The sequence below is a fragment of the Vibrio hannami genome, from assembly GCF_029589055.1.
Taxonomy (GTDB): Bacteria; Pseudomonadota; Gammaproteobacteria; order Enterobacterales; family Vibrionaceae; genus Vibrio; species Vibrio hannami.
Genome location: NZ_JARQZP010000007.1, coordinates 379,248 through 399,187 on the forward strand (window position 1 = coordinate 379,248; position 19,940 = coordinate 399,187).

Here is a 19,940-nt window from a genome sequence, read left to right on the forward strand (position 1 = left end):
TTCGATAAAGTTTTGTCTGTTTTTTGGCTTATTTGACGCTCTTGCTGTGATTTTTGCGGATTGTGATCTCCTGACTATTCCTGGCGATCCGGTTTTTAACTGTTTAACCGAAAAAATTAACACTAGATGGTGATGAATATGAGTCAAAATATTACAGACAAAAAACCAGACAAGTTAGAAAAAGATAAAAATAACTTTATCGCGGCCAAAACGATACCGGCTAGCTTCATTGTTATCGTCGCTGCGGTTTTGTGGCAATTAGAACCTCCACAAGGATTGGAACTCACTGCTTACCATACAGCCATCGTTTTCATTGGAACAATAGCAGCAATTGTTGCCAATGTTCTGCCAACAGGAGCTGTAGCTGTTATTGGTCTCGCAGTCTACGCTGTACTTAGGCCGGGAGGAGAAGCCAGCGCAAAAGTTGCCATAACTAGTTCACTCAGCCACTTTGACAACTCTCTCATCTGGCTAATCATCGTTGCTTTTATGATCGCTCGGGCATTTTCAAAAACCGGGCTCGGAAGACGTATCGCACTATTGCTGCTTAGTAAGTTCGGACAGTCGTCTCTTCGGGTGGCGTATTGTCTGGGTATAGCTGATTTTCTTATTGCGCCAGCTACTCCGAGTAATACTGCCCGTTCGGCAATTGTATCTCCTATCGCAGACTCATTAGCGAAAACCATTAATAAGTCTGATACCAGGTTAGGCAAGTATTTTATATCCAGCGTGAGTGCGATGAATGATGCATCGGCCATCGGTTTCCAAACAGGATTTGCAGGTAACCTTGCTCTGGTGGGTATCGCTTCTGCTGTGGCGGGTGTGACTCTTACTTTTGCTGATTGGGCGTTTTACTTACTCCTTCCTGCGCTGGTGATCCTGTTGGTTGTCCCATTTGTTTTATATAAAGTGATATCCCCTGAAACAAAGAAAACGCCGGAGGCGCCTGAGTTTGCCAGAAAAGAGCTTGGAAAAATGGGTGCAATCTCCTTAGCAGAGTGGAAGTTGGTGGGGGTGTTTGTTGGCTTAATAGTCATGTGGGTTGGAGGCAAAACATTCGGATTACACTCAACGACTTCCGCTTTTGTTGGTTTGTCTGCGCTATTAGTTATGGGTGTTCTAAGCTGGAATGATATTAAATCAGAGAAAGGCGCATGGGATACGTTAATTTGGTTTGCTGTACTTATGGGGATGGCAAGCAAACTCAAAACACTGGGCTTTACTGGGTGGGTGGCAGACATAGTATCTGCAGCTCTTTCAGGTGGATTGGAAGGGGCATCATCAACCATGTTTCTTGTGGCGATGATGTCGTTTTACCTGTTTACTGCTTACTTCTTTGCATCAGGAACGGCAAAGGTTGTGGCGTTGGGTCCTGTGATTATTGGTGCTTTGATGACACTCGGAGTATCGCCATTAGTTGCGGTACTTGCTGTTGCTGGTATCACTAATCTGGGCTGTAACCTGAGTACCTACAGTCATGCCCGTAATCCTTTATTAATTGGGTATGGCTATCATACTGACAGCGAATGGATGAAATATGGGCTAGTAATTTCAGTCGTAGGAGCAGTATTGTTTATGACTGTTGGAATACTCTGGTGGAGTGTTTTAGGATTAATGTAACCTTAACAAAAAGGGCACTGATATTTATCAGTGCCCATATATGAAAGTGGTATCTCGGTTTAGATATTAATTACCAAGAATCGCAGGAATACCTGGTAGCTGGCCTACTAGTGCTAGTGAACCAACACAGATAACGAAAGCTGCACCCGGAATCAGATACTTATCTTTTGCGGATAGCTCTTTAGCGCGCTCGTGGTCACCGATTAGGCCCATGTTGTCTAGTAGCATTGTTGTTGCCCAGCCAAATACAGGGTTTACAAATGCACATGCGAAGATACAGATACCAGCACTTAGAGAATCTTTGTGCTTGTGAATCATCTGCATCCCTGCTTCAAGTAGTGGTAGGAATACACCAACGATAAGTGCAACACGAAGCACAGGTTCCCACATTGCAAGGTCCATTGGGTAACCAATAACCGCTGCTGCGATACACATGATACCAGTCAGTAGTGCACCACCTGGAATTGGGCGTTTCGCGATAGCTGCCGGGATCATGTACGTACCCCATGATGAAGCCAGGTTACCACCACCTAAGAATGAACCCACACCCTGGCGGATAGAAGCAACCATCATAGTGTCATCCACGTCCATCAGCACGCCCTTTGCTTCTTTCGGGTAGTTCAGCTCCTGGAATACACGGTGACCAAGGTAGTCTGGTGACCACATAGCCACTGCCAGCAGAGCAAATGGTGTTACCGCAATAAAGTGCTGTAGGTTGGGCCAACCCATCTGCCAGCCTGTGTCCTCCCCCCACCAGTAGAATGGGCTGAAGTGTGGTAGGCCCGGCTCAGTGGTGAACTGGAACTCAGCACCTAGCAAATAGGCAATGATACCTGCAATCAGAGAACATAGCGGGATAGCCAACCAGCGTTTGTTAATCTTAGCCAGGTAAGCATATACCGCTAGGGTTACACCGATTACCGCAAACGATATGTAGCCCTGGTCGGTGCTTGCAGCCCATGCTTCGGTCTTGTTGATCTGACCAATCAGACCCACCGCACCCAGGTAGATAAGCAGGCCGCCCCGCACACCTACGCCAGTTAGCGTCATTAGCTTCGAGCCGCCTTTGGTGTAGGCCAGAGCCAAACCAAACAGACATACCATAATACCGAGCGCGAGCGGGTGTCCGCCGGCCGCAGCAATAAGGGGTATCAAGGGGATCATCGGACCGTGGGTACCGGCCAGGTTAGAGTTAGGATTTAAGATAGCTGAGAACAGGATTACAAATAGGGCACCAGCGATCAGTAGTTCATAGCGCACGTTTTCTGCCACAAACTCTGGCGACAGGCCAAACTGTGCAGCGAATACTGCAACCATCGCCGCCACCATAACCACCTTACCGATTGTCGCCGCTAGTGCTGGTATTAAGTCTTCTAGCTCGACACTGTAGTCACGCGAAGGTAAATGAATACCCCAGCGATTAAAGCGCATGATCTTTAGATCATGGTTTAGAAACTCTTCTCGAGTCTCAAACTCTTGCGCCTTTCGACGCATATCTCTGTAAAACTTCTTATTTTTTGACATTATTGTCATTCCTTTAGGATTTCGAGTTTCACCAAATCCATTCAGGTTCCACTTGCGTTTGATATACCGGCCTTCGACCAGTACGAGACGACATCCCAGACGCTACCAAACATCTCTATTATTCAATAAAGAGGGAAAATGAAGGTTGGCTATGCTCGTTGGTGAAAACAGGAAGGTTTATGACCTTCCTGATTAGAATCTATTCACTTAATATCACTAATTTTAGAAAAGGCATTAGTGAAAATTATTGATTTAGGTTAATTTATCAAAAATAGTTTAGTTTAGGGCGGTTCTTTTGTACAAACTTGTTACCAACCGCACATTTTTGACTGGTTTATCAATATAGTTTTTATTGTGTTTACGGCGTTTATTCGAGGGTGGAATTCCTTAATGAAAATATCTGACCATGCTGATCGTACAGAGCAACTTTTTGGAATTCGGGCCGAAGACATACACAGGTGGATAGATGGTTTTTTCGACTATAACGGGGTTGGACACGTTTCAACGATGGCAAAAAATATTGGCTATGACCCCTATGATCACCGACGTTTCCGCCATTGTAGAGAAGGGTTGTCGGAAGCCATTAGAGAGTTCGGTGATAAATACACCAGTCAGCAAATCAAAGATGTTTTCGAAACCCATATAAGGGATGATTACGATGGCTACCTGCCATCGCGTGCCGATTTTGAGAATGGCACGTTTACTGCGAAATATCATGATGCCGTTCATGGTGAAGAACATATCGATGTTCTTGATGCTAATGAGTTAGCAGACTATTTCAATGGTCTTCATTCTTCACAACAAGAAAAACAACCAACATTTAATAGCTTTAGTCTTCGAATTGTTCTTCCGACTACGGTGGCTATTTTCTTGTTTATTACGGCTATCATATACGTAATTCTTCCTCTAGTTGAAGATTCAATGCTGGGACAGAAACGTCAGATGCTTAAAGAGCTTACCTCTACCGCTGTCAGTATTGTTGATAGCTATGTCGCTCTCGAACAACGTGGCGTTCTTAGCCTTGAAGATGCTCAGGAGCAGGCCGCGACGGATATTAAAGCGATGCGATATGGTGCGGAAAATAAAGATTATTTCTTTATTACAGATATGTACCCGAGAATGATAATGCACCCTTATCGTAGCGATTTAACCGGGCAAGATCTTACTAACTATACCGACAGTGAAAATACTACCGGGTTTCCGGTGTTTGCTGAGATCACTAAATTAGTCAAATCATCACAGCATGGATACCTAGAATATCAATGGCAGTGGAAAGATGATCCGAATATCACCGCACCCAAAATGACTTACGTCGAAGGGGTTGAGGAATGGCAGTGGATTATAGGTACCGGCGTCTATTTTCAGGATGTTCAGGAGGGTATTGATCGCCTAGAAAGTATTCTCTATCGAGTGTTTTTTGCCATCACTTTGGGGCTGGTAGCCTTGATGGGATACGTTATCTCGCAGTCTAAAGTTATCGAAAATCGCAAAAAACGTGCCGAACTGGCGTTACATGAAGCGAAAGATCGTTATCGTGCTCTGGTTGAGTCATCGAATGAAGGTTATATCCTTGAGGCCGATGGAAAGATTATCTTCTCTAATAGCAGGCTGCATCAATTGCTTGGCTATACCGATACCGAACTGAAGTCTCATTCTATATGGAAAAGCCTGTTCTCTGATAGCCCTCAAAATACAGAGGTTTTACACCACCTATTGCAGCTATTTAACCATGAAAGTGAGCCTGGAGAGTTTGAAGCTCAGCTACAAACCAAAGGTGGCAAGAAGATAGACATTATCCTGAGCACATCCCGAATTTTCCTTTCGGAAAAGCTTGGGCATGTTATCTCATTCCGTCCGATTGTACGGAAGATATATGGTGGTAGCTTCGGCCCGATTAATCAAATCAATAGATACCAGGCACTCAGTGGAAGCCTTGTGGTAGAAATAGAGCAAGGAGACAGCCAGGGGCAGGTGGTTGAATCATTGAATCAGCTTCCTGATCTCATTAGAGAGATGATCGAAACAGGAACGCGTCCGGATTACCTACGCCGTTTGATAGGCAGCACTTACGATGCAGCAATTTGTCGGTTTATCGAACTAACTATCGAGGATATAGGTGAGCCGCCGGTGCCATTCTCGTTTATCTCATTTGGCAGTAACGCACGTCATGATATGACATTGTTTTCGGATCAGGACAACGCCATTGTATTTAAAACACCTGATGATGCAGATTTAAAATCGACACGACGATACTTTTTACATTTGGCTGAAAAAGTCTGTGCTATGCTAAATCAAGCTGGTTACAAGTATTGTGAAGGCTTGATTATGGCTTCAAATCACCAGTGGTGCTTAAGCCAAAAAGAGTGGGAAGAGAACTTTGATCGTTGGATAGATGAAGCGTCTCCTGATTCCATTTTAGAGCTAAATGTATTCTTTGATATACGGTCAACCTATGGTGAAGCCGCGCTTGTATATGGAATACAGTCGCATATTCAGAAACTATTGCAGAAGCAGTCTGAGTTTCTACCTATTTATGCGGAAAACTGCCTGTCCTACCAAATTCCATTGAATACAGCTGATGAGATTCAGACCGAAAACTATGAGGGCAGGGCATCAATTAACCTGAAGGATTGCTTGCGACCAATGGAGATCTTCTGCCGAATCTATGCTTTGAAGCACGACATACGCGAAGTTAATACCTTGTCTCGTTTGAAGTGCCTGGCAAGAAGAGAAGAGATAGACGCTAAGACATTCAGGGAGATGGTGTATATATTTGACCATATCTGGCACTTGCGCTTTATGAACCAGATCGTTGAATACACAGATTTACGAAAAGTGAACGATGTTCTGCCAATTAATGATCTGACGCCTCTGGAGCAAAAGAACCTAAAGAATGTTCTGAGCCGTATTTCACTGTTCCACGAGAAAGTGCAGCGCGATTTTCTTTGATCGCTCTAGATCCTAGGTGTTAGGTTCCACAGAATGTTTGGTAATAACGGTCGCCATCTTCAGGTAGATCCTGATATTTCCTGGTGTTTTCAGACATTGTGTATGGATGCCGCAGTACAGACAGAAGTTCGTTGGCACTATCAGGTTTATCAAGTGTAATACATTCTTCTATAACCCGTTCTACGTGATGGTTACGAGGGATGACTAAGGGGTTAGCTTGCTTCATTCTTTCAAGCGAGATTTTATCTAGTCGCGTTAACCAGTGGGTATGCCAGCCAGCAAGTTCCGGGTTGATAGTGCCGGGTTCATTCACTGAATGCATTAAATCAATAAAGGTTTGTGTGTAATCCAGCTTATTTGTTTCCATGATAGTTAAAAGCTGATCTGTGACTTCTTTATCTACTTCTCGGAGCCCGAGTTTGTTGGCCATCATTTGGTAGAACTGGCTATAGTAAAGTTCTGTTATCTCATCAATAAGTGGCTCAACTACCTTGACCGAAGAAGAAGTATCGGAAGCGATAAGTGGCAACAAGCTTTCGGCAAAACGAGTCATATTCCACTGCATAATGGCTGGTTGATTACCAAAACAATACCTTCCCTGAGTGTCTATTGAGCTATATACCGTTCTAGGATCATAGGATCCCACCATTGCACAGGGCCCGTAGTCAATTGTTTCTCCTGAAATAGCCGTATTATCTGTATTCATCACACCGTGGATAAATCCGATACGCATCCATTCGGTAATTAAGGTGACTTGTTTTGCGATAACGGCTCTGATGAACGTTATGACGTAATCGGGGGCGTTGGTGTCAATTTCTGGAAAGTGGCGCTCGATGGTGTAGTTAGTTAAGCGGCGTAGATTATCGATATTGCCCGATTGAGCATGATACTGAAACGTTCCTACTCGGATATGGCTGCTGGCTACACGGGTTACAACGGCACCGGGTTCAGGCCCTGTTCGCAACAGTGACTCTCCTGTCTTTACTACCGCTAAGGTTCTGGCAGTCGGGACTTTCAACGCGTTTAGAGCTTCGCTCATCACATACTCACGTATGGCTGGGCCCAGCGCACACTTACCATCTCCTCTGCGGGAAAAGCGAGTCCTTCCAGAGCCTTTTAACTGAATATCAACTAAACCACCGCTGCTTATTTCTAGCTCGCCGAGCAGGTGTGCTCTACCATCACCAAGTTGTGGATTGTAATGACCAAATTGATGACCAGCATAAGCCTGAGCGATAGGTATTGAGTTATATAAACGTTGATTTCCAGAAAAGTATTCAGAGGCGTTATTTTGTAAGTCGGCAGGCAATGACAGGCTTTGTGCCAGTGGATCATTCCACAAAAATAGCTCTGGGCCAGGAACAGGCTCTGGGTCTACTTGTTGGAAAAATTCGGTACCTAGCTTTCTGTATGAGTGCACTAGCTTCAAATCAACATCCTTATAAGTGAAATTTCCATTAAAAATATAAGGTTATTTCACAATTTGTAACAATTATTTAAGAAAACAGTATACAAGCCGATATACTTTTTTATACAGGGTAAGGTTAAAAGTTTTGAGTTAAATGTAAGCAATCATTAACGTAAATGCATTATATTTGTTATTAAAATAGATCGGGTTGCGGTCGATTTTCTGTTGTAGGAGTCCGAGTATCACCATGAGAAATAATCAGCCAGTTACGCAAAAAGAACAAAAATTCAGAACACCTGAAGATTTAGTCTCAGTGACAGATCTAGATGGCAAAATTAAATATGTTAATGGTGCATTTCTTGAAATCAGTGGTTTCACGGAAGAAGAGCTGATAGGCGCTGATCACAATATTGTTCGCCATCCGGACATGCCTAAAGCCGCGTTTGAGGATTTGTGGAGCACAGTACGTTCTGGTATCGGCTGGAAAGGGATAGTAAAGAACCGTTGTAAAAATGGGGATCACTACTGGGTAAGTGCATTCGTAACTCCGGTATTAAAAGGCGGACAGGTTGTAGGCTATCAATCCGTACGTTCTGAGCCAACCAGACAACAGGTTGCAGACGCAGAGAAGTTGTATGCAAAGCTTCGTCAGAATGAATCCCTGAAACTGCCTAAGCCTCCCTTACACAAACGAATATCGTTAAAAGCGACGTTTTTAACCACTACCGCTGTTTCACTGCTTTCACTATTACTGGTACTGATTTCCAACCTCAATCAATCAAACTTGTTCAGCGTTAGCATGATTGTCATTGCAATGCTAAGTGTGGTGTTTACATGCTGGAAGTTCCTGTCACACGTGTTGGCTCCAATTGATGAAGTACGCTTCTTTATGCGGGACATGGCCGGAGGAGACTACACCCAGCCCATTAACTCAGACCGTGAGGACGAAGTGGGTCGTACCATAATGGCCGTGAAGCTCTTGCAGGCTCGAAGCAAAACGATTCTTGGGCAAGTAATTGAATCTACCCAGGATTTAATTGTTTCTGTTGACCATCTTTCTGCAAGCAGTCATGAGATGTTAGGTCATATGAAAAGCCAGGCATCAACGACAACTCAGGTCGCAACTGCGATGACAGAGATGAGTGCAACGGTAGAGGAAGTGTCTGGCAATGCGCAACAATCTTCAGACACAACAAATAGTGCGCAATCCACAGTCACCGACGGAGATGCCGTTGTGACCGATGCACTGCAATCAATGCAAGTGTTTTCTGAAGAGTTAACCAAAACCACAGAGCAAATTAACCAGTTATCAGCAGATAGTGAGCAGATCAGCCAAATTACCGATGTGATTAGTGGTATCGCTGATCAAACCAACCTCTTAGCACTAAATGCCGCGATAGAAGCAGCGCGTGCAGGTGAAGCAGGCAGAGGGTTTGCTGTCGTTGCAGATGAAGTAAGAGGCCTCGCATCAAGAACTCAGGAAGCGACACAGGAAATTAGAACTATGCTGGATAACTTATCCAGTGGTATTCAGCACTCTGCCTCAACGATTGAGTCAAATAACGAAGAAGCTCAACAGGCTCTTGAGAAGGTCGCTTCTTCGCGGGAAATATTTGCTCAGGTTGCAGAAAGCATGAACCATATCAATGATATGAGTATGCAAATAGCAACGGCTGCGGAAGAACAGGCTCTGGTTGCCCATGAAATGAGTCGCAACATCGAGAACATCAGTGACCATGCGACAGAAACAGAAAATGAAGCGGAAATGCTTCAGGTGAAGGTCACAAAGATGAATGAGAATGCCTTACACCTACAGGCACAGTTGAGTGATTTTGATTTAGGGAACTCGAACGGGAAGTAAAGGCGAAGCGTTAGGAAAGGGGTGAATGAGTTTTAGTTTAATAATTAAATGTGACTACTGTTGTTAAACTGACAATAACCTAACACTTACATCTGTCTAACCGGTTTAATATTTGAACTCATTATTATTTCGGGGAAATTATATGTTGGCTTTTTATAGAAAGAAGCGTTGTATGGCAGGTGTAAGTGTCACGTTGGAAATGCTTGGTATGGACAAGCGTGCAGCGATGGATACAGTGAGCTCATACCCGGAGTTTTTTTCTATTATTGATGAGCTTTCAAAAAAATTGCCTTCCAAACCGCGAGATATAATAGCTTCTCTTGTTTTAGTAGAACGTATGTTGCTCGAAGATAATGGTTCTCGTACAAAATTAACGAAATATCGTGATTTCCTGTATGAAGGATTCAAGCATCAACTCAAAAACCATAGCAATTGGAGAGAGATAGCTCATTACTATTGCGTTGCGATGAACCTGGTTGTAGGTGTTTATATGCCTTCAAAAGAAGAGATAGAAGATCTGTTTGATCCAGAAGCTCTGGTTACTATTGATTATTCTGAAGAGCTATCATCTAGATAGAAATAAAATGTTACCTATGTGTAACAAATGACGCATTTAACTTGATTCAATGTGTCATTTCCCACCCATTATGATGTACATCCTTTCAGCTATTATTAAGTAAAACAGCCTACAGCCCTTTAGGTTGCTGGTTTGTTAATGTATTGTGGCGTTTTGGCATATCTATTGCTCTATAGAGTTCATACAGCACCCATAGATGGGGCTGTGAATATCTAAAGGAGAATAAAAATGTTCAAGCCACTTGCTCTACTATCTGTATCCGCTCTTGCTCTAACGAGTTTTAATGCCGCTGCGAACTGTGATCCTGGTGAAGTTGTCATCAAGTTCAGCCATGTAACCAATGCCGATAAACACCCAAAAGGTATTGCGGCATCCCTGCTAGAGAAACGTGTTAACGAAGAGATGAATGGTAAAGCCTGCATGCAGGTGTTCCCAAACTCAACGCTTTATGATGATGACAAGGTACTGGAAGCCCTTTTAAATGGTGATGTGCAGATGGGGGCTCCGTCTCTGTCTAAGTTCGAAAAAATCACTAAGAAATACCGCATTTTTGACCTTCCATTCCTGTTTGAAGATGTTGAAGCAGTTGACCGTTTCCAAAACTCTGAGTCTGGTGAAAAACTGAAGAACGCGATGAAACGTCGTGGTCTGAAAGGTTTGGCATTTTGGCATAACGGTATGAAGCAGATGTCAGCGAACAAGCCTCTGCTATTACCTACAGATGCAGAAGGTCTGAAGTTCCGTGTACAAGCATCAGACGTACTGGTTGCACAGTTTGAACAACTAGGTGCAAACCCTCAGAAAATGTCTTTTAAAGAGGTATATGGTGGCCTGCAAACTAAGGTTATCGATGGTCAGGAAAATACCTGGTCAAATATCTATGGTAAGAAGTTCTTCGAAGTCCAGGATGGGGTAACTGAAACCAATCACGGCATTCTTGATTACCTTGTGGTTACGTCGAACAAGTTCTGGGATGGACTGGCACCAGATGTGCGTGATCAGCTGGCGAAGATCGTAATGGAAGTTACTGAAACACGTAACTCCGAGTCTGCAAAAGTAAACGAGGGTAACAAGCAAAACATTATAGAGGCTGGTGGTGTTGTACGTTCTCTTACGCCAGAACAGCGCCAGGCATGGGTTGCAGCTCTTCAGCCTGTGTGGAAAAAGTTTGAGAAAGATATCGGTTCAGATCTAATTGATGCAGCTCTTGCATCGAACAAGTAACCCTTTCAGAAACACTCCCCTTCATATCCGGAGGGGAGTAAGAAAAACATAATAATCGTTACCTTAATTCCTACTTTACGAGTCTTTATATGGAACAGTCATTTTTTTCAAAAGTCGGTAGAGTGACTGATTTGATCGAAGAAACCTTAATTGCTGGCTTCTTAGGATTAATGACACTTCTTACTTTTACCAATGTTGTTTTTCGTTATGTACTAAACGACAACATTCTTTGGGCCCTGGAGCTTACTGTATTTATGTTTGCCTGGATGATATTGGTCGGGGCTTCTTATGGCGTTAAACGTCACTTTCATATTGGTGTGGATGTTGTGATCAACATGGCTCCTGCAGGACTTCAGAAAATCTACGCCATCATAGCAGTTACCCTTTGTCTTATATTTTCCATACTGCTGCTTATCGGTTCCTGGAACTACTGGTATCCGTTCGTTACGGAAAGAGCGTGGTATGAAACCGATGATATTCCTATGCCGGAGATGCTGCAGTTCCTATCTGATTGGCTAAATGAAGGCGAGCGATACGAGAAGCTACCTCGTTTTATTCCGTATGCAGCTCTGCCAATTGGTATGGCTATGCTGACATTTAGATTTGCCCAGGCGGCGTATCAAATAGTTACCGGAAAACTGGATCGCTTGATTGCCAGCCATGAGGCTGAAGAAGATCTAGAAGCCTTTAAACAAGAAATGCAGAAGGAGGACTAACAGATGGCGATTTTATTTCTCTTTCTGATGGTGATTGGCTTTATGCTGATTGGGGTGCCAATTGCGGTGTCCCTTGGTTTGTCGAGTATCTTTTTCTTGCTACTGCACTCTGATGCTTCATTAGCTTCGGTAGCACAAACGCTATTTAATGCGTTTGCTGGTCACTATACGCTGTTGGCGATTCCATTCTTTATTCTTGCGTCCAGCTTTATGTCTACCGGCGGTGTAGCTAAGCGTATTATCCGCTTTGCAATAGCAATGGTCGGCTGGTTCCGTGGTGGTCTGGCGATGGCATCGGTTGTTGCCTGTATGATGTTCGCAGCACTTTCTGGTTCATCACCGGCTACGGTTGTGGCAATCGGTAGTATTGTTATTGCAGGCATGGTGAAAAACGGCTACTCCAAAGAGTTCGCTGCCGGTGTTATCTGTAATGCGGGTACTCTGGGTATTTTGATTCCACCTTCTATCGTAATGGTGGTATATGCAGCAGCTACAGACGTTTCGGTTGGCCGTATGTTCCTTGGTGGTGTAATACCAGGTTTGCTAGCTGGCCTGATGTTGATGATTGCTATATACATCGCAGCACGTATTAAGAATCTGCCAAAACAGCCATTTGTGGGTTGGCCGGAAGCTATTGCAGCCGCAAAAGATGCGAGCTGGGGATTATTGCTTGTGGTGATAATTCTGGGTGGTATCTATGGCGGTATTTTCACCCCTACCGAAGCCGCCGCAGTTGCAGCAGTGTACTCTTTCTTTATCGCAAACTTTGTCTATAAAGATATGGGGCCATTTGCGGACAAAAATAATACCAAACCGTGGATAGTAAAAGCGGTGCAAACCTTTGTGCATAAAGACACTCATGCAACGCTATTTGAAGCGGGCAAGCTGACGATTATGCTGCTGTTTATCATTGCGAACGCGCTGATTCTTAAGCATGTGCTTACTGAAGAGCGCATTCCGCAGATGATTACAGAGTCGATGCTATCCGCAGGGCTTGGGCCTATCACCTTCCTGATTGTTGTGAACGTTCTGCTGCTTATCGGTGGTCAGTTTATGGAGCCTTCAGGTCTGCTGATTATCGTTGCACCATTAGTATTCCCAATTGCGATTGCTCTGGGTATTGATCCGATTCACCTGGGTATCATCATGGTCGTGAACATGGAGATAGGAATGATCACGCCGCCAGTGGGGCTCAACCTGTTTGTAACGGCAGGTGTTGCGAAGATGTCGATGATAAATGTAGTGAAAGCGGCACTTCCTTGGGTAGCGGTTATGTTCCTGTTCCTGTTAATCGTAACTTATGTTCCTTGGGTATCTACCTGGATGCCAACAACCCTCATGGGACCTGAGATAATAACGAAGTAACTTTCTCACCTCCCCTAGAGATAAGTTGCCCCTTAACTTGCCAAGTGCAATCTTGTCTCCTGATCATGATTTGATGTTCAGGAGACTTTTTTATCGCTACCTAATACTTTCTAAACTCGATGTTTTTTAGCCAATGAATTAACTTATCTTGATATTCAGGGTGTTTGTTGGTGAAGGCTTGGGCATGGCGACAACCACTCAATAACAGTAACTGTTTGTTTCCTGAAACTGCGTTAAAAATATCGCGACTGTAATTTACCGATACCACTCTGTCCTCTATGCAGTGAGCGATCAGAAAATGGGAAGACGGCAAGGGTGTATCTATTGATGATATCGAGTACTTGTCTCGAATAAACAGTGGTGAAAGCCAGGCATACAGGAAGCCGGTAGAGGATTGCTTTAGAGTGTAGGACGCGATATCGATATAGCTGCTATACGCAGAGTCAAGCAGTACTCCATCTACAGGTAATGGATGTTCTATCCAGGCCCTCAAGAATACATTTGCACCAGTTGAAGTTGAAATAACATAAACAGGCTTTTGCTGCTGTTTCCTAACATTATCGACGTAACCTAGAACAGATAGCGCATCCTGATGAAGAATATAGTCTTTGGCCTTTCCCGCTGAGTAGCCAAAGCCAGAGTAATCGAAAACAAAGACATCATAACCATAGTTTTTCAACCAACTCACTTTTTCACTCGCAGAGTCGAGATCAGAGCTATTACCGTGAAAATGCACAATAATGCCCTTGCTGGCATTTTCAGGTTTATACCACCTAAATGCTAATTGGTTTCCTGAGTCAGACTGTAGCCATTGTAATCCTTCTCCATAAGTTTTTTTGTCTGGAGATGAGTAAAAAACGCTGTTTGCACACCCCATACTAATAACTAAAGTAATCATCAAGATACAGAAGTGTCTCATGAGCAACTCGCATCCGGTGCTTCATGTATTAAGCTTAGCAGTTTTTAATTGGTGGAGAGATATAAGGTCAATACCAACCAGCGTAATTGGTTGGTATTGGAGGTGTATGCTTTTGGGAGGGAGTTAATTTGCTTTTAGCGTTAGCAGGGTATGTCCTAGGCCAATATTGTCAGTATGCTTTTCTACTGCAAACCCTGCCTCACGAACGATCTCCAGGAAGTCTTCACTACGGTAAAAACGGCTATTACCATTTGCTAGGCAGGTGAAATACAGAGATGTTGCGTTCAGGCTATAAGATGCCGCTTCATATTTCTGTGCATCCCAGAATAGCTCCAGAATATACACTGTCGCATCTTGTTTCATGGTCTGACGGACTTTCTTGAGTATATTTAGAATCTCCATTGGAGAAAAACAATCCAGAAACTGGCTCATCCACCAAACATCAGCACCCTCAGGAAGGGTTTGAGATTTATCCAGCATATTCGCCGGGTAACCTGAAATTCGGTCTGAGAATCCATTCTCTTCAGCATTCTTTTTTGCCATCTCTAGCTGCTGAGGCAGGTCAACAATGGTGACTTTTACATCCTTGTCATAGTTACAGCATTGAATTGCCCATTTCCCTGTGTTTCCGCCAATATCGACCAGCGAACCAGGCTTTTCTTTGAACACAGTTTCAAGTAATACAGGGAATGAACGGTCTGAGTAGAAGTGGTCAAAAGCAAACCAGCTTTGTTTTGCCTTTTCAGGTAATTGGGATAGTCCCTGATAAATGGTTTCCCAGTCTCCCAGCTCTTTTAGTCCCGCCGGAGTGCCTTCTTTAATTGCTTCTGTCAGGTGCATCATAGCCGCGTAGCAGACATCGGCAGTGAAATCTAAATTGGCGTTGGTCATTCCATCATGGAGCAAGAAATGACCAAGGTTTGCTAAGACGTAATTAGGTTTTTTCCAGAGAACAATATGAGCGCTAAGTGCCATATCAAGTAACACTTTCACGCCGTATACTGAGACATCGGTTTGCTCTGATATTTCTTCTGCGCTCAGCCCGTTACTCCCAGCTTTATCAAGAGCCTCGAGTATGTTCAAGTCTCTCAGTGTGCGTGCTGTATGGAAAACAACTGGAGCAAATGAGAGCTTCTGCGCTTCAGTTTTTGCCTCAAAGGCATTAAATGGATCTTGTTTATATTGTGTCACTGGTAAACCTAACTACGTCTGGTGATAAATGTATATGTATAAAAATGAGTTACTTCGAGTTGCTGATAATACCAAGTTCTCTTCTGATGCTTTCATTCAGAAGCGTGATCCATTTGTTGTAGTTACGGTGGATATTGTCGCCTTCATGAAGAAGGTTTGAAGAATCCGCATAAATCAAAGAGTAGTGGGTAGAGTTGTAAGGGATTTTGATAACGGCATGGTGAGTACGAACAAAGACTTCAGCTTTTAGTTCATTGCTGCTTACATCTTTAACAATCCACTTACGAGATTCTGCAGCTCTTACTATTGCTTGCTTAACTTCTTGCTGAGTTAACTCATATGCTACTGGAGTATCTTCAATGTTCATGATAGGTTGCACTTTATTACAGCCTGCAAGTACGAAAGCTAAGAATAAAGTGATAATTTTTATAAACTTCATATAAATAAGCCTCATTGTTATTGACGTTGGTTAATAAATCGTGAGTAGTATTCAGGCGGCTAGAAAAAAATCAACAGGTTATGTCTAAAAAGAATCTAAACTTCAAATTCAATTTTGCTATCGAGCAATGGTTCGCATTATCTGAAGGGTTGACTAAGAAAGATGCGTGGTGTCGATGGGCTGATTCAAATGAAATTAACAGCGAAAGTACTATTCCGGTTAATTTAATTCCGCCTATGATGCGCAGGAGAATGAGCTCATTAAGTAAACTGGCCACTCAGGTTGCGATACACTTGCTTTCAGACTACGACGTGGACTATTTGATTTTTTCAAGTCGACACGGTGAGTTACCAAGAACCGTTGAATTATTGAAAGCGATTCTGTCCGGTGATGAAGCCTCGCCAATGGCTTTTTCTCAATCGGTGCATAATACGGCAGCAGGCTTAACGACCATTGCGACAAAACAAGCAATTCCCGTTACTTCGATTGCCGCAGGGGAAGATACATTCCATCAGGCACTTATCGAAGCTTATGCCTATATTTCAGAATATCCTGACAAGCGAGTGTTAGTTATTGATTTTGATGAACCACTCCCAGAAATATACAATGAATATGAGACCAAACAGTTTAGTGGGTATGCTCTGGGCTTCTTGTTATCAGCTGCTGGCTCTGATTCTGATACTTCAAAAAGTTTTGGTTTAACGGCTAATCGCGCAGCTACAGAAATGCCTGAAACATTACCGCAGTCAGTCAGTGTACTGAAGCGCATTTTGCAGGGTAAGAAAGAGTGGCAAATTGAGTCTGGTAGCTATCAATGGGAATGGAAAGGCTTAGTTTGATATCCAGGCTGTAGGATGTAGTCAGATGTTATTTAAATATTGGCGAATATTTAGTACAGGGTTTTGCTTTTTCCTGTTTGGTTTAGGCGGATTAGTACTCAGTTTTATTTTTATCCCCGTAATCCGGTTGGTAACCCCTAATAAAAAGCATAGTGAACTCAAGGTTCAGCGGTTAATTCGGTTCTGCTTTAATTTATTTTGCAAAATAATGAAGGCAACTCGTGCCATCGATTACAAAATAACCGGAGCTGAGATTCTTAAGGAAGACAAGGGTTGTCTGATAGTTGCCAATCACCCCAGTTTAATTGATTACGTATTGATCGCTTCTCAGTTGAAACAGTGTGACTGTCTGGTTAAGGCGGCATTGTGGGATAACCCGTTTATAAAGAAAATTGTTCAATCTGCTGGGTATATCCCGAACAAAGACCCTGATGATCTTATCGCGACGTGTTCCAGCAGGCTTGGAGATGGAAATGTGTTGCTTATTTTCCCTGAAGGAACAAGAACCACTCCAGGGGTAAAATCTAAGCTCCAAAGGGGCGCAGCCCAGATAGCAGTGCGAACAAACACCGATATACGTGTGATTAATATTACGGTTCAACCCGCATTTTTGACCAAAGAATCAAAATGGTATCAGGTCCCCTCGAAGAAACCCTTCTTTCACGTTGAAGTAAAAGGTAGAATTGAGGTTGAACCATTTATTCAAGGCAGCAACAACCTTACTGCTGCAGCGAGGAAGTTAAATACTCACCTCGAAGACATTTTATGTCATGAAGTTAACGAAAAACACAGTATGGAAAAAGTAGGTTAGTGTGGAAGTATTACATAACGAAATAAAAAATCTGATCATCGAAGCTTTAAACCTGGAAGATATGAGTGCTGATGATATTGAAACAGATGCACCACTTTTTGGTGATGGCCTGGGTCTGGACTCTATCGATGCATTGGAACTAGGTTTGGCTATAAAGAAAAAATACGATGTGGTTATAGACTCTGATGACAGTAAAACCAGAGAGCACTTTGCATCGGTATCAAGCCTGGCTACTTTTATCTCGTCTCAAACACGTTAATTATTGGTTTAGTATTATGTCGGATATTACAAAAGAAAGTGTGTTGAAGCAGGTTCAGGACGCATTGGTAGAACTGTTTGAAATAGATGCTGATGACATAGTGCCTTCCGCACACCTATATCAGGATCTTGATCTAGACAGCATTGATGCTGTTGATTTGGTCGTTCACCTTCAGAATGTTACAGGTAAAAAAATCAAACCTGACGAGTTCAAAGCCGTCCGTACTGTTCAGGATGTCGTCGATTCGGTATACGATCTATTGAAGGCTAACTAATGAGATTGCTGGCTGCTTTGTCAGCAATCCTTTTATTGGCTTACCCTTTCGCAGTTTATTTTGGAATAGAAAAGTTTGGTCTCCAGTCAGTAGCCCTTTTCCTGATAGCCCTGTTTGTCGTTCGCATCTTTGCCGGAAAAAAATCTAAGCTCTCTGAACTAAAGCATTTAGCCTTGATTACAGGCAGTGTTGGTATTTTTTTACTGGCGCTCAGTTTTGTTTTTAATCAGGCGGGTTGGCTGACTTTCTATCCGGTTGTCGTCAACATCTGCATGTTCTTAATGTTTTTCTCTAGCTTAAAGCAGAAGCAAAGCATCATAGAGAGACTTGCCAGGATACAGGATCCTAAACTGCCAGAAAGTGGGGTTATATATACCCGAAATGTTACCAAAGTTTGGTGCTTCTTTTTTGTCATAAATGGTCTGATTGCGCTTACGACATGCTTTCTTAGTATTGAGGTATGGACACTTTATAATGGCTTAATAAGCTATATTGCGATGGGAACACTCTTTGGCATCGAATATCTGGTTAGAATTCGGATGCAAAATAATAACAGCAGTAAAGTATGAATCAAATATCAGCGGAATTTCATCCATTCTCCAACCTATTAACGGATAATAGCGCAGAAGAGTATACAGTTGCCTTTTCTGAACGAGGTGATGTGTCTTGGAGTGTGTTCCGAAAGCAAGTAGCTTCTTTGGCTTGTGTGCTTGAGCGCGCTCCTGAAGCAAAATGGGCTCTGTGTGCAAAAGATAGCTACCTGTTCGCGGTGGCGTTTTTTGCTTTGTCGCATAGTAATAAAGAAATTATCCTCCCAGGCAATTATCAGCCCGCAGCCCTACTGGAACTATCTTCGCAGTTCGATGCGATTATTCATGACTCGGCTATAGCTTCTAATGATTTCAAGGTAAGTTTAGATCTTGAAGATGCGTCATATCTTTCTGGTGAAGAAGAGGTATTGCAAGAGCTGAATGCGCAACAAACAAATATTACGCTATTCACATCGGGCTCTAGCGGCACTCCAAAGGCAATAAGAAAAACGTTATACCACTTTGAAGAAGAGCTGCGTCAGCAGCATCAGGTATGGGGAGACACTATTACTGATACCCGTGTATATAGTACGGTTTCCCATCAACATATTTACGGCTTACTTTTTCGTCTGCTCTACCCGCTGGTGACAAAACGTTCGTTTGACAGGAATAACCTTGAGTATCCAGAACAGGTCGTTAATTGCTCTGCTGACGATGCAGTATTAATTAGCAGCCCTGCGCTATTGAAGAGACTATCTTCCCTGATGGGGCAGAAGCCAGAACAAGGATATAGAGCGGTGTTTTCTTCGGGGGGGCCCTTAAGTCAATTAGCAGCCTCTCAATGTGAAATGCTGCTGGGAAGTTTACCTTTCGAGGTCTTTGGCAGCACAGAAACTGGTGGGATAGGCTATCGACAACAGAAGTCCGAGTCTGCTTGTTGGAAGCTGTTCCCAGAGGTATCTGCTCGTCTTGACAACAATGGTTGTATCGCGCTTTTGGCTCCGCATATTGATCAGAATGAATGGTATCAGACGACCGATAAGTGCACCCTTTTGGATAATCATCAATTTATATTGCATGGAAGAGTCGACAGAGTTATTAAGATAGAAGAGAAAAGAGTCTCAATTGACGAAATTGAAAGACGACTTCACTCCCTTGATGACGTTGAAGAGGTTGCGGCTGTAACCATCACTACCGAAGAGCGCGTTATAATAGCGGCGGTTATCGTTTTAACTCCTGCTGGGCAGGAACGTTTGGCTACTTTGGGCAAGGGCAAATTTGGTATTGAGTTGCGTAACCACCTCAGAGCATGGCTTGAGCCTGTCGCTATACCAAAGCGTTTCCGATTTGTAGAATCTATTCCGGTAAATAGCCAGGGCAAGCGCCTTAATACAGAATTAAGCGCACTGTTTAACCATCAATAACAATGGATAC

18 protein-coding genes are annotated in these 19,940 nt (G+C 43.2%); 13 read left to right on the forward strand and 5 right to left on the reverse strand.

All coding sequences use genetic code 11. The features are described from left to right. Positions 1 to 138: 138 nt before the first annotated feature. Complete coding sequence (locus tag P7F88_RS16180) at positions 139 to 1,620, forward strand: DASS family sodium-coupled anion symporter (protein ID WP_277826371.1); 1,482 nt, start codon at positions 139 to 141, stop codon at positions 1,618 to 1,620. A gap of 66 nt (positions 1,621 to 1,686) precedes the next feature. Here P7F88_RS16180 and P7F88_RS16185 read toward each other — a convergent pair whose 3' ends face one another. Then, a complete protein-coding gene (locus tag P7F88_RS16185) occupies positions 1,687 to 3,144 on the reverse strand; it encodes a DUF3360 family protein (RefSeq protein ID WP_422128089.1) in 1,458 nt (485 codons plus the stop codon). Positions 3,145 to 3,534: 390 nt separating this feature from the next. Between P7F88_RS16185 and P7F88_RS16190 the strand changes: the two genes are divergently transcribed. After that, positions 3,535 to 6,093, forward strand: a complete 2,559-nt coding sequence (locus P7F88_RS16190) for a DUF294 nucleotidyltransferase-like domain-containing protein (RefSeq protein ID WP_277826372.1) — start codon at positions 3,535 to 3,537, stop codon at positions 6,091 to 6,093. Between the two features lie 19 nt (positions 6,094 to 6,112). Here the strand turns inward: P7F88_RS16190 and P7F88_RS16195 are convergent, their stop codons facing one another. Next, positions 6,113 to 7,513, reverse strand: coding sequence for a protein adenylyltransferase SelO (locus P7F88_RS16195; RefSeq protein ID WP_277829203.1), 1,401 nt, complete (start codon positions 7,511 to 7,513; stop codon positions 6,113 to 6,115). A 235-nt stretch (positions 7,514 to 7,748) separates the two neighbouring features. Here P7F88_RS16195 and P7F88_RS16200 point away from each other — a divergent pair, with 235 nt between their 5' ends. From P7F88_RS16200 to P7F88_RS16220, 5 genes are all read left to right on the forward strand, one after another. Then, a complete protein-coding gene (locus P7F88_RS16200) occupies positions 7,749 to 9,362 on the forward strand; it encodes a methyl-accepting chemotaxis protein (RefSeq protein ID WP_277826373.1) in 1,614 nt (537 codons plus the stop codon). A 142-nt stretch (positions 9,363 to 9,504) separates the two neighbouring features. Next, positions 9,505 to 9,939 (forward strand): hypothetical protein, encoded by a 435-nt coding sequence (locus tag P7F88_RS16205; RefSeq protein WP_277826374.1) that lies wholly within the window; start codon positions 9,505 to 9,507, stop codon positions 9,937 to 9,939. A 228-nt stretch (positions 9,940 to 10,167) separates the two neighbouring features. Next, the gene (locus P7F88_RS16210; protein WP_277826375.1) at positions 10,168 to 11,163 is read left to right on the forward strand and encodes a TRAP transporter substrate-binding protein; all 996 of its coding nucleotides are present in this window, start codon (positions 10,168 to 10,170) and stop codon (positions 11,161 to 11,163) included. Positions 11,164 to 11,252: 89 nt separating this feature from the next. Continuing rightward, complete coding sequence (locus P7F88_RS16215; protein WP_277826376.1) at positions 11,253 to 11,879, forward strand: TRAP transporter small permease; 627 nt, start codon at positions 11,253 to 11,255, stop codon at positions 11,877 to 11,879. A 3-nt stretch (positions 11,880 to 11,882) separates the two neighbouring features. Continuing rightward, positions 11,883 to 13,244 (forward strand): TRAP transporter large permease, encoded by a 1,362-nt coding sequence (locus tag P7F88_RS16220; protein ID WP_277826377.1) that lies wholly within the window; start codon positions 11,883 to 11,885, stop codon positions 13,242 to 13,244. Positions 13,245 to 13,344: 100 nt separating this feature from the next. Here P7F88_RS16220 and P7F88_RS16225 read toward each other — a convergent pair whose 3' ends face one another. The 3 genes from P7F88_RS16225 to P7F88_RS16235 form a co-directional block, all read right to left on the reverse strand. Continuing rightward, the gene (locus P7F88_RS16225) at positions 13,345 to 14,142 is read right to left on the reverse strand and encodes an alpha/beta hydrolase (protein WP_277826378.1); all 798 of its coding nucleotides are present in this window, start codon (positions 14,140 to 14,142) and stop codon (positions 13,345 to 13,347) included. A 144-nt stretch (positions 14,143 to 14,286) separates the two neighbouring features. After that, positions 14,287 to 15,354, reverse strand: a complete 1,068-nt coding sequence (locus P7F88_RS16230) for a class I SAM-dependent methyltransferase (RefSeq protein WP_277826379.1) — start codon at positions 15,352 to 15,354, stop codon at positions 14,287 to 14,289. A gap of 49 nt (positions 15,355 to 15,403) precedes the next feature. Further along, positions 15,404 to 15,793: a hypothetical protein gene (locus tag P7F88_RS16235; protein WP_277826380.1), complete on the reverse strand. Its 390-nt coding sequence runs from the start codon at positions 15,791 to 15,793 to the stop codon at positions 15,404 to 15,406. 80 nt (positions 15,794 to 15,873) lie between these two features. On the opposite strand from P7F88_RS16235, the gene P7F88_RS16240 reads away from it, so the two are divergent. From P7F88_RS16240 to P7F88_RS16265, 6 genes are read left to right on the forward strand one after another with little or no spacing between them, the layout of a single operon-like run. Beyond that, positions 15,874 to 16,632, forward strand: coding sequence for a beta-ketoacyl synthase chain length factor (locus tag P7F88_RS16240; RefSeq protein WP_277826381.1), 759 nt, complete (start codon positions 15,874 to 15,876; stop codon positions 16,630 to 16,632). Positions 16,633 to 16,657: 25 nt separating this feature from the next. Further along, the gene (locus P7F88_RS16245; protein ID WP_277826382.1) at positions 16,658 to 17,443 is read left to right on the forward strand and encodes a lysophospholipid acyltransferase family protein; all 786 of its coding nucleotides are present in this window, start codon (positions 16,658 to 16,660) and stop codon (positions 17,441 to 17,443) included. Position 17,444: 1 nt separating this feature from the next. Next, entirely contained in the window at positions 17,445 to 17,702 is a 258-nt protein-coding gene (locus tag P7F88_RS16250; RefSeq protein WP_277826383.1) for a phosphopantetheine-binding protein, read from the forward strand. 16 nt (positions 17,703 to 17,718) lie between these two features. Then, positions 17,719 to 17,976, forward strand: coding sequence for an acyl carrier protein (locus P7F88_RS16255; RefSeq protein WP_277826384.1), 258 nt, complete (start codon positions 17,719 to 17,721; stop codon positions 17,974 to 17,976). Beyond that, the gene (locus P7F88_RS16260; RefSeq protein ID WP_277826385.1) at positions 17,976 to 18,545 is read left to right on the forward strand and encodes a COG4648 family protein; all 570 of its coding nucleotides are present in this window, start codon (positions 17,976 to 17,978) and stop codon (positions 18,543 to 18,545) included. The genes P7F88_RS16255 and P7F88_RS16260 overlap by 1 nt, the downstream gene beginning before the upstream one ends. Continuing rightward, positions 18,542 to 19,930 (forward strand): AMP-binding protein, encoded by a 1,389-nt coding sequence (locus P7F88_RS16265; protein ID WP_277826386.1) that lies wholly within the window; start codon positions 18,542 to 18,544, stop codon positions 19,928 to 19,930. Before P7F88_RS16260 ends, P7F88_RS16265 begins: the two co-directional genes overlap by 4 nt. The last annotated feature ends 10 nt before the right edge of the window (positions 19,931 to 19,940 follow it).

What these genes read in the sequence shown, in the direction of transcription:
- P7F88_RS16260 (WP_277826385.1), top strand. Translation starts at nt 17,976, where the DNA reads ATGAGATTGCTGGCTGCTTTGTCAGCAATCCTTTTATTGGCTTACCCT.
- P7F88_RS16245 (WP_277826382.1), top strand. Translation starts at nt 16,658, where the DNA reads ATGTTATTTAAATATTGGCGAATATTTAGTACAGGGTTTTGCTTTTTC.
- P7F88_RS16235 (WP_277826380.1), bottom strand. Translation starts at nt 15,793, where the DNA reads ATGAAGTTTATAAAAATTATCACTTTATTCTTAGCTTTCGTACTTGCA.
- P7F88_RS16185 (WP_422128089.1), bottom strand. Translation starts at nt 3,144, where the DNA reads ATGTCAAAAAATAAGAAGTTTTACAGAGATATGCGTCGAAAGGCGCAA.
- P7F88_RS16225 (WP_277826378.1), bottom strand. Translation starts at nt 14,142, where the DNA reads ATGATTACTTTAGTTATTAGTATGGGGTGTGCAAACAGCGTTTTTTAC.
- P7F88_RS16210 (WP_277826375.1), top strand. Translation starts at nt 10,168, where the DNA reads ATGTTCAAGCCACTTGCTCTACTATCTGTATCCGCTCTTGCTCTAACG.
- P7F88_RS16215 (WP_277826376.1), top strand. Translation starts at nt 11,253, where the DNA reads ATGGAACAGTCATTTTTTTCAAAAGTCGGTAGAGTGACTGATTTGATC.
- P7F88_RS16190 (WP_277826372.1), top strand. Translation starts at nt 3,535, where the DNA reads ATGAAAATATCTGACCATGCTGATCGTACAGAGCAACTTTTTGGAATT.
- P7F88_RS16265 (WP_277826386.1), top strand. Translation starts at nt 18,542, where the DNA reads ATGAATCAAATATCAGCGGAATTTCATCCATTCTCCAACCTATTAACG.
- P7F88_RS16200 (WP_277826373.1), top strand. Translation starts at nt 7,749, where the DNA reads ATGAGAAATAATCAGCCAGTTACGCAAAAAGAACAAAAATTCAGAACA.
- P7F88_RS16255 (WP_277826384.1), top strand. Translation starts at nt 17,719, where the DNA reads ATGTCGGATATTACAAAAGAAAGTGTGTTGAAGCAGGTTCAGGACGCA.
- P7F88_RS16205 (WP_277826374.1), top strand. Translation starts at nt 9,505, where the DNA reads ATGTTGGCTTTTTATAGAAAGAAGCGTTGTATGGCAGGTGTAAGTGTC.
- P7F88_RS16180 (WP_277826371.1), top strand. Translation starts at nt 139, where the DNA reads ATGAGTCAAAATATTACAGACAAAAAACCAGACAAGTTAGAAAAAGAT.
- P7F88_RS16220 (WP_277826377.1), top strand. Translation starts at nt 11,883, where the DNA reads ATGGCGATTTTATTTCTCTTTCTGATGGTGATTGGCTTTATGCTGATT.
- P7F88_RS16240 (WP_277826381.1), top strand. Translation starts at nt 15,874, where the DNA reads ATGTCTAAAAAGAATCTAAACTTCAAATTCAATTTTGCTATCGAGCAA.